The sequence below is a fragment of the Pseudomonas sp. LSJ-87 genome (genome assembly GCF_032971465.1).
GTDB lineage: Bacteria > Pseudomonadota > Gammaproteobacteria > Pseudomonadales > Pseudomonadaceae > Aquipseudomonas > Aquipseudomonas putida_Z.
On the sequence record NZ_JAWJYQ010000055.1, the window covers coordinates 1 to 11711 of the forward strand.

Here is an 11711-nt window from a genome sequence, read left to right on the forward strand (position 1 = left end):
AAGTTACTCAGGTCTCAGGATGAAACTGGTAATCCCCCAGGTTCCGACACCGCTCACCGTTGATCCGCCGCAACTGCGCCTGCAAATGCAAACACCAGATCTGCGGATCCTCGGCCACCTGGTACCCATGCAAGGTCAGGCTGTCGACAATGGCATTGAGTACCGATTCGGCCACCAGCGGCCCATGGAACGGCCCTTGGGCCTTGATCGCGGACGGTTGTTCACCGGCCATGCCGGCGGCGAACAGCAGCGTCCACATGCCGTTGTCCCCGGCCAGCGGACGGATGCTGCATTCGATGCGGGTCACCAGGCCCAGGCACTGGCGTGTGAGGCTGAGATTGCGCATGGCCGCGCCCCCTCCAAAAAGCCTTGTTCAGCCTGAACCTCAGGCTGTTTCCATCCTGAACGCTGATACCGTCCTTAAGTTCCAGCATAGAAGAACGGTACAGAAAGATGGAAAACCGGCGCTGAACGGTAGCACATCGCCGCTAGCGCCGGTTTCTTGACTCAGGCTGGCTTGGCCTGGGCAATTACCTCTTCCAGGCGTTCTTTCTCCGCCTTCTCGATTTCTTCCTCGCTGATCATCTCGGCAATCTCACGCAGGCGCTCCACCACCCGCGCGTTGACGCTGCCTTCGGTGAACTGGCCCTTGTCATCCAGCACACCGGCCTCCTCGCCCACCAGCAGGCTCAACGCCTCGTCGGCCTGGCTGACTGCGTACACGTGGAACATGCCGTTCTCCACTGCCTGCAGCACGCGCTCGTCGAGCATCAGCGTGGCGACGTTGGCACGCGGGATGATCACCCCCTGCTCGCCGGTCAGGCCACGCGCCTCGCACAGGCGGAAGAAGCCTTCGATCTTCTCGTTGACCCCACCCACCGCCTGCACTTCACCAAACTGGTTGATCGAGCCGGTAATGGCGAAGCACTGCTTGAGCGGCGTGCGCGACAAGGCCGAGATCAGCGTGCAGGCTTCGCCCAGCGAGGCGCTGTCACCGTCCACATAGCCGTAGGACTGTTCCAGGGCGATGCTCGCCGAGATCGCCAGCGGGAACTCCTGGGCATAGCGGCTGCCCAGGTAGCCGGTGAGGATCATCACACCCTTGGAGTGGATCGGCTGGCCGAGGTTGACCTCACGCTCGATGTCGACGATACCGCTGCCGCCCGGGTACACGGTGGCGGAGATGCGCGCCGGCATACCGAACGCCGAATCACCCACTTCCAGCACGGTCAGGCCGTTGCACTTGCCGATGGCCGCGCCTTCGGTGTCGATCAGGATGATGCCGGCGAGCATGTCGTCCAGCACCCGCTGCGAAACACGCCCGGTGCGGGTGGCCTTGGCCTTGAGCGCACGCTCGATGTGCCCGGCGTCGGTCATTTCGTCACTGGCCAGCTGGCGGATGAAATCGGCTTCGCTGACCAGCTGGAACAGGTCGCCGATACGCGCCGACAGACGCGACTGGTTTTCTGCCAGGCGGGCGCTGTAGGTGGCCAGGCGCGCCACCGCGTCACTGGTCAGTGGCGCCATGCCCTCTTCGTTGGTGCGGGTGCGCAACAGCTGGGCGAACTGCTCCAGGTTCTCGTCGACCATGGGCATGTCTTCGTCGAAGTCCACCAGCACACGGAACATCTCCTGGAAGTCCGGGTCGTGGTCCTGCAGCGCGTAATACAGCTGGCGCGAACCGATGATGACCAGTTTGATGTTCAGCGGGATCATCTGCGGTGTCAGGCTGACGGTGGCCACCCGGCCCAGCTCGCCCAGTGGTGACTCCATCTTCAACTTGCGCGACTGCAGCGCACGCTTGAGCGCGTCCCAGACGAACGGCTCGCCCAGCATCTTCTCGGCTTCCAGAATCAGGAAGCCGCCGTTGGCGCGGTGCAGCGCGCCCGGGCGCAGCTGGCGGTACGAGGTGTACAGCGCACCCTGGTCGGTGCTGTATTCGATACGGCCGAACAGGTTGTCGTAGGTCGGGTGCGGCTCGAACACCACCGGCGCACCGCCGTCGGCGTGGTGGCCGACCACCAGGCTTGGGGCGTACTGCTCTTCCAGCAGCTTGCGCGCGGCCGCGTCGGTCTTGCTGTCATCGACCAGTTGCTCGACCACGGTACGCAGCAGGTTCAGCTGCACCGACTGCAGGTAGGCGCAGACCGCAGCGTTCTCGGCGTACTTCTCCGACAGCGGCGCCAGCAACGGTTGCAGGGCCAGGGTGATGGTTTCTTCGTTGAGCTGGCGCAGCTGGTTGTTCGACTCGCGTTTCCATTGCGGCAGGCTGGCCAGCTCTTCGTTCAGGCGTTCCTCGAGCAGGGCGATATCCTCGTGGAACTGCTCGCGCACCTCTTCCGGCAACTGGGCGAATTCGGCTTCATCCAGCGCCTTGCCGTCGGCCATCGGGGTGAAGGCGACGTTGCTGGCGTCGCGGTACAGGGCCACGTCCTTTTCCAGCGAGGCGCGCTCGATCACATCCAGGGCGCGGTCGTAACGCTGGTTGAAGGCGCGGTCGATGGCGCCTTTCTTCTGCTGGTACGACGGGTGCTCGAACACCGCCGGGAAGGTCGACAACAGGTTGTCGATCAGCCCGTTCATGTCGGTGATGAACGCCCCGGCGCTGCCGGACGGCAACTCCAGTGCGCGGGGTTCACGGGTGTCATCGAAGTGGTTGACGTAGACCCAGTCAGCCGGGGTCTGCTGGCGCTTGCCCTCGGCCTTGAGGTAGCGCTTGACGAACGAGAAGCGGCCGGTGCCGGGCTCGCCCATCACGTACACGTTGTAACCAGGGCGCGGCATGGCCACGCCGAACTGCAGGGCCTCGACAGCACGCTCCTGGCCCAGGACTCCGCGAAACGGCTCCAGATCGTCGGTATTGGTAAAGGCAAACTGCTCGGGGGAGAAACGCCGGGTCAGGGCTTCAGGCGCGAGACGCAGGCGCGCAGCGACAGGATCGGGCATTGGGTTTCCTTACTTCGGCGGGGCAGATACGCAGCATTCTGGCGCCGCCCGCGCGCGCCTTGCAAGGCTCCACGGGACTTTATGTCGCAGCCGGTGCGGGTCATGTAACCGCAAATTTTTCGCAATCAACAACGCAACTCTTAGATCGTGCCTAAACTCCAAGCTGCGCGGGTGGGTGAAAAGCTTTCCCGACCTGGCAACCGAGTTGCCAGAAACCCTGACCCTTGGTTAAGTCAAATAGAGAACAAATGCTATGAAACGGATTCTTCTGGGTACTCTGTTCACCGTGGTCTCGATCAATGCCATGGCCGAAGCGCCAGGCGGCCCGAACTGCGGTTGGGGCAACATGCTGTTCGAAGGCCAGCGCGGCACTCCGGCACACTTCCTGGCTTCCACCACCAACGGCACCTCCGGTAACGCCACCTTCGGCATGACCTCCGGCACCAACGGCTGCTCGACCAAGGCCTCGCTGACCTACGGCGGCAAGTCCTGGTTCGCCATGAACGGCATGATGAATGAGCTTTCCGAAGACATGGCCATGGGTCAGGGCGAAGCACTGACCACCTATGCCGTGGTTCTCGGCGTGGCCCCGGAAGACCGTGGCTACTTCGCATCGGTCACCCACCAGCACTTCAACCAGATCTTCAGCAGCGCCGACGTCACTGCCGAAACCGTCCACAGCAACACCCTGGCTGTTCTGAAGAACGACCCACGCCTGGCCAAATACGCAACCGAGGCCTGAGTGCAGCTGCTCCCGCCCCGGCCCCGGGGCGGGTTTCGCCTTTTTTCGGCATCGTTGAGAAGTAGTTGCCCGACATGCTCAAACGCTTCGTATCCCTGGCGCTGTGTGCCTGCGCCCCTGTTCATGCCGCGCCCGTGCTGGACCAAGGCCGTGTCCAGCAACTGGCCAACACCCCTTACTGGATTGCCCTGGGCCATTACGAAACCGCCAAGCTGGGTGGCTGGCGCAGCTATGTGGACGATGATGCGTTCTTCCTCGCCGAGGATGGCGCGCACCACCCCGACCAGGAGCTGCAAGCCACGGTCGAAGCGCTGTACGCCCCGGCCAGCCTCGGCGACAAACATGCCCAGTGCGTATTCCCGGCGCGCACCCGCTGGCTGCGCGAACAGCTCGACCTGCAAGACTTGCCGCAACCGGACTGCCAGGAATTCACCACCTGGTACCAGTCGATCGACCCGCACAGTGCGGCGCTGATCTTCCCGGCGGCCTACCTGAACAGCCCGTCATCGATGTTCGGCCACACCTTGCTGCGCATCGACCAGTCCAACACCCGCAGCGACGACACCACGCTGCTGAGCTACGCGATCAACTTCGGCGCCTACATCGAAGGCAGCGACAACAGCATCCTGTACGCCTGGAAGGGCCTGATGGGCGGCTACCCGGGCCTGTTCGCGCTGATGCCCTACCAGGAAAAACTGTCCGAATACCGCAGCCTGGAAAACCGCGACCTGTGGGAGTACCAGCTGGATCTGACCCCGGAAGAAACCGGGCGCATGGTCGAACATGTGTGGGAGCTGAAGCAGGTCCAGTTCGACTACTTCTTCTTCGACGAAAACTGCTCGTACCGCCTGCTGGAGCTGCTGCAGGTGGCCCGGCCGAGCCTGGACCTGACCTCGCAGTTCCCGCTGACCGCCATCCCGACCGACACGGTGAAGGCCGTGAAGCAGTCCGGCATGGTCGCCAGCGAGACGTACCGCCCCTCTCGCGAACGTGAACTGCTGGCCCGGGCCGAGCCGCTCGATCACGACGAAAAGCGCCAGGTGCTGGCTGCAAGCGCTGACACCGCGCACCTGCAGAGCCCCGAGTTCAAGGCCCTCCCCCGCCAGCGCCAGGCGCTGGTGCAGGATGCCGCGTACCGCCTGGAGCGTTACCGCGCCAATGGCCAGGAGCGCGACCCTGGGCAGGCGAAACGCAGCTTCGAACTGCTGCGGGCAATCAACAGCAACCCGCCACCGCCCCTGCAGATCGAGCGCCCGGGCCTGCCCGAGGACGGCCATGACTCGCGCACCTGGCAGCTTGGCGTGGGCACCCGCGAAGACCGCGCCTACGCCGAGTACGGCCTGCGCATGGCCTACCACGACCTGAATGACAACGCCTATGGCTTCCCGCTGGGGGCGCAGATCGAGATCCTGCAGCTGAAGCTGCGCCAGTACGAAGGCAACGACTGGCAGGTGCAGCGCCTGGACCTGGCCACCATCCGCTCGCTGACGCCGCGCAACGAGCTGCTCAAACCTTGGTCGTGGCAGGTGGCCGGCGGGCTGGAGCGGGTGCCGGGCAAGCATGATGACGAAGTGCTGGTGAGCCATGTGAACGGCGGGGCCGGCGGCACCTGGCAACTGGCCGACGGGTTGCTGGGCTTTGCCCTGGGCACTGTGCGGGTCGAGCACCACAATGATTTTGCCCAGTTCATCGCCCCGGCGGCGGGCTTCAATGGCGGGCTGCTGTGGCGCAACGGGCTGGGCAACATGACGCTGGAGGCCAAGGGCGACTACTTCACCAATGGCGAGGTACGGCGCAGTGTGAGCCTGAACCAGCAGTGGGAGATCAGCCAGAACCTGGGCCTGCGGTTGAGTGCTTCGCGGGAGTTCAGCCACCTGGCTACGGCGCAGAACGAGGTGATGCTTGAGCTGAAGTGGTATCACTACTGAGGCCGCTTTGCGGCCTTTCGCGGGCATGCCCGCTCCCACAGGTACTGCACTGGCCTCGAATCCTGGGGTGATCCTGTGGGAGCGGGCGTGCCCGCGAATGGGCCAGTAAGGTCAGCAGAGCTGTGTGAACCAACCGACTCTTTGACACTGTTTTGACGGCCCCCCGACAAATCGCCACCTAGACTTTCCAGTATCAACCGGAGGGTTTTGTGGTTATGTCGCGGTACTGGTTCGGCGTGTGCATGGCGTTGTTGCTGTCTGGTTGCGAAACCACCCACGAGCAGATGGTCAACCAGGGCTATCCCCCCGCCTATGCCGATGGCTTCCAGGACGGCTGCAGCAGCGGCCGCCAGGCGGCAGGGCTGATGGTCGGTGGCTTTCGCAAGGACGTGCCGCGCTACCTCCACGAGCGCCAGTACGAAAGCGGCTGGGACGACGGCTTTCGCCAGTGCCACGCCATGCAGAACAGCGAAGAACAGCGCCAGTACCACGAGCGCTTCTGGGACCAGCGCGAGCGCGACTGGGAGCAGGAAAAGGACCGCGACGCCGCACGCGCCTATCGCCACAACTGAGTCGCAAACGGACATCCCTTGAAACCGGCGGCCTGCGATGATGGTCTCCTGCACAAGGAGGCCACGCATGAGCCGAGCATTCGTCAACGAAGACCAGGCCGCCGCCCAGGCTGATCAGCCGGTCGAGCGACGGGTCAGTGAACAACCCAACTACGTGACTGCCAGTGGCCTGCGCCAGCTGCAGGAGCGCGTGGCCGAACTGAATGCCCTGCGCAGCGAACTGCAGGCACAGGGCGAACGTGGCGACAAGCAGCGGTTGGCGGATACCGAACGGGACCTGCGCTACTTCAGCGCGCGGGTGCAGAGTGCCCAGGTGGTGCCGGCGGCGACATCGCGCAGCAAGGTGCAGATTGGTAGCCGGGTGCGGTTTGTCGATGGGCAGGACCAGGAACATGTGGTGCGGCTGGTGGGCGAGGATGAGGCGGATGCCGGGCGGGGGTTGATCAACTGGGGTTCGCCGTTGGGGAGGGCTTTGCTCGGGGCAGGGCCTGGGGATGAGGTGGTCTGGCGGCGGCCGGTGGGGGAGCAGGTGATCGAGGTGATCGAAATTGAAGGTGGGCCCTAGGGGCCGCTTCGCGCCCCATCGCCGGCAAGCGCGGCTCCCACAGGAAGCGCAGCTCTCAAGCCTTGTTCAGTACCTGTGGGAGCCGCGCTTGCCGGCGATGGGCTGCAAAAGCAGCCCCCAGGGCCTCGTATCAGACCACGCCCTGCGCCAGCATCGCATCAGCCACTTTCACGAAGCCTGCGATGTTCGCACCTTTGACGTAGTTGATGCTGCCATCCGCCTCTTCACCGTAATGCACGCAAGCATGGTGAATCGACTGCATGATGTTGTGCAGCTTGCTGTCCACCTCACCGGCAGTCCACAGCAGGCGCATGGCGTTCTGCGACATCTCCAGGCCCGACACGGCCACGCCGCCGGCGTTGGAGGCCTTGCCCGGGGCGTACAGGATGCCCGCTTCCAGGAAGATATCCACAGCCTCCAGGGTGGTCGGCATGTTGGCGCCTTCGGCCACGCAGATGCAGCCATTGCGCAGCAAGGTGCGGGCGTCTTCGGCGTCCAGCTCGTTCTGCGTGGCACACGGCAGGGCGATGTCGCACGGCAAGCTCCACGGGGTCTGGCCCTTGCGGAACTCCAGGCCGAACTGCGCGGCCAGTTCGCTGATGCGGCCACGCTTGACGTTCTTCAGCTCCATCACCGCATCCCACTGGGCATCGGTCAGGCCGGCTTCGGCGTACAGGGTGCCTTCGGAGTCGGACAGCGAAATCACCTTGCCGCCCAGGTCCATGACCTTGCGCGCAGCATACTGAGCCACGTTACCCGAACCAGAAATCGCCACGCGGCAGCCATCGATACGTTTGTCCTGGCGCTTGAGCATTTCCTCGGCGAAGTACACGCAGCCGTAGCCGGTGGCTTCCGGGCGGATCAGGCTGCCGCCGTAAGTCATGCCCTTGCCGGTCAGCACCGAAGTGAACTGGTTGGCCAGGCGCTTGTACTGGCCGAACATGAAGCCGATTTCGCGGGCCCCCACGCCGATGTCACCGGCCGGGACGTCCAGGTCTGCGCCAATGTGGCGGTACAGCTCGCTCATGAACGCCTGGCAGAAGCGCATGACTTCGGCGTCGCTCTTGCCTTTGGGGTCGAAGTCCGAGCCGCCTTTGCCGCCGCCCATGGGCAGCGAGGTGAGGGAGTTCTTGAACACCTGCTCGAAGGCCAGGAACTTGAGCACACCCAGGTTGACCGACGGGTGGAAGCGCAGGCCGCCCTTGTACGGGCCGATGGCGCTGCTCATCTGGATGCGGTAGCCGCGGTTGACCTGCACCTTGCCCTGGTCATCGACCCAGGACACGCGGAACAGCACGGCGCGCTCGGGCTCGACCATGCGCTCCAGAATGCCTGCCTGCAGGTAATGCGGGTTGGCCTCGAGGAATGGCCACAGGCTGCGCAGCACTTCTTCCACAGCCTGGTGGAATTCAGGTTGGGCCGGGTCGCGTTGCTTCAGGCGCGCGAGGAAATTGTCGACAGATTCGATCATGGTAGACATCTCACCAAGAGGATTGGACTTATTGGTTTTTTCACGAATGTACCAAGAAGCAATCGCACCGGAATAGGGCGGGATGTCGTTTTTTTGAAATTATTTGGTGCGTTTTCTATAAGTGTATACAAAACCGGGGTCGGCGGCGGCTTCTTCGCGGGCTCGCCCGCTCCCACAGGTTCATCACAGGCCTTGGGTTCCAAGGGCTCCTGTGGGAGCGGGCATGCCCGCGAATGAAGCCAGCACCACTTTCCAGCCAGGCACAAAAATGGGGCCTCAAAGGGCCCCATTCTTGTGCATCAGAACACCGGCTTACTGAGCCAGCTTCTTGTGCCGTACACGGTGCGGTTGGGCAGCAGCATCGCCCAGGCGCTTCTTGCGGTCGGCTTCGTACTCGGTGTAGTTACCCTCGAAGAACACCACGTTCGAGTCGTCTTCGTACGCCAGGATGTGGGTAGCCACACGGTCCAGGAACCAACGGTCGTGGGAGATCACGATCGCCGCGCCCGGGAAGTCCAGCAGGGCTTCTTCCAGCGAACGCAGGGTTTCGACGTCGAGGTCGTTGGACGGTTCGTCGAGCAGCAGGACGTTACCGCCCTCCTTCAGGGTCAGGGCCAGGTGCAGGCGGCCACGCTCACCACCGGACAGGTCCTTGACGAACTTCTGCTGGTCGCCACCCTTGAAGTTGAAGCGGCCCACATAGGTACGCGACGGGATCTCGTAGTTGCCGATGCGGATCATGTCGGAGCCGTCGGAAATCTGCTGGAACACGGTCTTGCCGCCGTCCAGGTCCTCGCGGCTCTGGTCGACGCAGGCCAGCTGCACGGTTTCACCGATCTCGATGCTGCCCGAGTCCGGCTGTTCCTTGCCCATCAGCATGCGGAACAGGGTCGACTTACCGGCACCGTTACCACCGATCACACCGACGATGGCGCCTTTAGGCATGGAGAACGACAGGTTGTCGATCAGCACGCGGTCGCCGTAGCCCTTGGTGACGTTCTTGAACTCGATGACCTTGTCGCCCAGGCGCGGGCCGGCCGGGATGTAGATCTCGTTGGTTTCGCTGCGCTTCTGGAATTCCTGCGACTGCATTTCTTCAAAGCGCTGCAGACGGGCCTTGGACTTGGACTGGCGGGCCTTGGCGCCTTTGCGCACCCATTCCAGTTCCTCTTTCATGGCCTTCTCGTGGGCGCTCTGCTGCTTGGATTCCTGCGCCAGGCGCTCGGACTTGGCTTCCAGCCAGCCCGAGTAGTTGCCTTCGTACGGGATGCCAGCGCCGCGGTCCAGTTCCAGGATCCAGCCAGCGACGTTGTCGAGGAAGTAACGGTCGTGGGTAATGGCTACCACGGTGCCCGGGAAGTCGTGCAGGAAGCGCTCCAGCCAGGCCACCGAGTCGGCGTCCAGGTGGTTGGTCGGTTCGTCCAGCAGCAGCATGTCGGGGGCCGACAGCAGCAGGCGGCACAGGGCCACGCGGCGCTTCTCACCACCGGACAGATGCTCGATGCGTGCGTCCCAGGCCGGCAGGCGCAGGGCGTCGGCGGCAACGTCCAGCTGGCGCTCAAGGTTGTGGCCGTCAGCGGCCTGCAGGATGGCTTCCAGCTTGGCCTGCTCGGCGGCCAGCTTGTCGAAGTCGGCATCCGGTTCGGCGTAGGCAGCATAGACCTCGTCCAGGCGCGCCTGGGCGTCCTTGATCACGCTGACCGCTTCCTCGACCACTTCGCGCACCGACTTGTTCGGGTCCAGTTGCGGTTCCTGTGGCAGGTAGCCAACGTTGATGTCGGGCATCGGACGGGCTTCGCCGTCGAATTCCTTGTCGACGCCCGCCATGATCCGCAGCAGGGTCGATTTACCGGCGCCGTTCAGGCCGAGCACGCCGATCTTGGCGCCCGGGAAGAACGACAGGGAAATGTTCTTGAGAATTTCCCGCTTCGGCGGCACGACCTTGCTCAGCCGATGCATGGTGTAGACGTATTGAGCCATTCTGGATACCCCAGTCTAAAGGTTAAGAAATACCGGGCAGCCCACGTGAATTTGACCGGGCTGCCATTGCCAAAAAATTCGTTGTCTGGCGTCGCGCTGTTAATTTGGGCTGCAAAAACGCGTAAACAGCCTTCTCGCCATGAAAATGATCCGTTGCGCAGCTGGCGAGGATTGGCCGGGGGTCTGGATGCCGTCGCTGGGTGGTGCAACGCAGTGAAGCAGCCTTTTTCCGCCCTACCTCATGTTCTCGCTACAAAAATCGACCTCGCCATGACGCTCAGAGCCGGCACGCTGCTCGCTCCTGTAGCGCCTGCGGCAGTCGTCGCCGCTGCCAAGCTGGCTATCATCTCAACTACGTGCGACACGCTCAACTGTTCGCCTGCTGGGTGGCAGAAAGGTAGTCATGTTCATCATTGGACAAAGGGAGGCTGAGCAAAGCGGAGTACGCCCCTCTGGTATAGACCAAGACGGGGCTTGGCCTGCGGACTGAGCATCACCAGCGAAAAACGTGAATTTTTCATTGCCGTGGGCGAGCGAATTGCCCGCCTGCGCAAAGAACACGGCATCACCCACACTCTGTTGCGCAGATGCTCGATACCCTGATCGCTCAAGCCAAGCCTCCCTTCCTTCGCTGCTGGCTTTGGTCGAAGCCGGTGCCTGGATGAATATGAACTTAATCTAATTACTATATACAAATTCAATACCAAACTTCATTTCATGACCAATTAAATTAATCTCGTCATGCCATCAACAACGCAGTTATAAACACAGGTCTTTCCGCCAATAGAGGCAACCTCACCTGCGCCTTTTGCACCAACCGACCCCTAGGATTTTATTTCTTCAATCCCACCAAGTGCTTAAATGGACCCTCATCTAAATCAAACCCTAGATCTGTGATAAGTCTAACTGCCTCCTGGTACTCGTCGTCCGTAATAGAAATATCAAATTCACAAATGTGATCGCATAGTATCTCAAAGGCTAGGCCTTCCTCATTGTACGCGACATAGTCCAAAGCCCCTTGGAGCAGGCCAGCTTCCAATCGGCCGTCGAATTTCTTCCCGAATTCAATAATACGATCTGCAAACATAAAATTTACCTAATAGGCTTATAAGGCGGGACAGGAGCATCATCAGGAAACGCGGTAACCACCTTCCCAGTGGCTGATTGGTATACAACTCGCATACGTACACCATCACGAGTTTCATAAGCAACCCATTTGGCAGGATCTCCCGTAGCCGTATAAACCCCACCGGTTCCTGTTTGCGCGTACCACCAATCGCTGCCCGACAGCGCATAGAAATCAAGGAAGCTCGCGTCCGCGTCGCTCTTCTGCGCGTCCACTACCCCCCATCATCGCAAGGGCGTAATCCGTTACCAGAAGGTCATATTCCGCTTTGCTCAGCCTCCCGCTCTGGTACAGCTCACAAGCTTTTCCCCAGCCTGTTTCTTCTGCTGCCGGTACTCATCACGAATGCCAACCTCGCAGCCGCCATTTCCACCACAGGCT

At 62.1% G+C, this 11711-nt stretch carries 9 protein-coding genes and 1 pseudogene; 4 read left to right on the top strand and 6 right to left on the bottom strand.

Annotation, left to right across the window (positions count from 1 at the left end; translation table 11 throughout):
• Positions 1-7 precede the first annotated feature (7 nt).
• Positions 8-346, bottom strand: a complete 339-nt coding sequence (locus tag RYH74_RS23915) for a hypothetical protein (RefSeq protein ID WP_003247487.1) — start codon at positions 344-346, stop codon at positions 8-10.
• A 161-nt stretch (positions 347-507) separates the two neighbouring features.
• Positions 508-2946, bottom strand: coding sequence for a Lon protease family protein (locus tag RYH74_RS23920; RefSeq protein WP_085619571.1), 2439 nt, complete (start codon positions 2944-2946; stop codon positions 508-510).
• A gap of 253 nt (positions 2947-3199) precedes the next feature.
• On the opposite strand from RYH74_RS23920, the gene RYH74_RS23925 reads away from it, so the two are divergent.
• The 4 genes from RYH74_RS23925 to RYH74_RS23940 all read left to right on the top strand — a co-directional run bounded on the left by RYH74_RS23925 (position 3200) and on the right by RYH74_RS23940 (position 6753).
• Complete coding sequence (locus RYH74_RS23925) at positions 3200-3688, top strand: DUF3015 domain-containing protein (protein WP_003256313.1); 489 nt, start codon at positions 3200-3202, stop codon at positions 3686-3688.
• A gap of 74 nt (positions 3689-3762) precedes the next feature.
• Positions 3763-5616, top strand: a complete 1854-nt coding sequence (locus RYH74_RS23930) for a DUF4105 domain-containing protein (RefSeq protein ID WP_075043715.1) — start codon at positions 3763-3765, stop codon at positions 5614-5616.
• A 215-nt stretch (positions 5617-5831) separates the two neighbouring features.
• The gene (locus tag RYH74_RS23935; protein ID WP_025337630.1) at positions 5832-6188 is read left to right on the top strand and encodes a hypothetical protein; all 357 of its coding nucleotides are present in this window, start codon (positions 5832-5834) and stop codon (positions 6186-6188) included.
• 67 nt (positions 6189-6255) lie between these two features.
• A complete protein-coding gene (locus RYH74_RS23940; RefSeq protein WP_075043714.1) occupies positions 6256-6753 on the top strand; it encodes a GreA/GreB family elongation factor in 498 nt (165 codons plus the stop codon).
• Between the two features lie 130 nt (positions 6754-6883).
• On the opposite strand, the gene gdhA is transcribed toward RYH74_RS23940, so the two are convergent.
• From gdhA to RYH74_RS23960, 4 genes and pseudogenes are all read right to left on the bottom strand, one after another.
• Positions 6884-8224, bottom strand: a complete 1341-nt coding sequence (gene gdhA, locus RYH74_RS23945; RefSeq protein WP_015268894.1) for an NADP-specific glutamate dehydrogenase — start codon at positions 8222-8224, stop codon at positions 6884-6886.
• A 312-nt stretch (positions 8225-8536) separates the two neighbouring features.
• Entirely contained in the window at positions 8537-10204 is a 1668-nt protein-coding gene (gene ettA / locus RYH74_RS23950; protein WP_286101008.1) for an energy-dependent translational throttle protein EttA, read from the bottom strand.
• Between the two features lie 832 nt (positions 10205-11036).
• Positions 11037-11291, bottom strand: coding sequence for a MafI family immunity protein (locus tag RYH74_RS23955; protein ID WP_075043697.1), 255 nt, complete (start codon positions 11289-11291; stop codon positions 11037-11039).
• Between the two features lie 5 nt (positions 11292-11296).
• Positions 11297-11497 (bottom strand): annotated as a pseudogene (locus tag RYH74_RS23960) (hypothetical protein); the annotation flags it as partial.
• Positions 11498-11711: the final 214 nt, after the last annotated feature.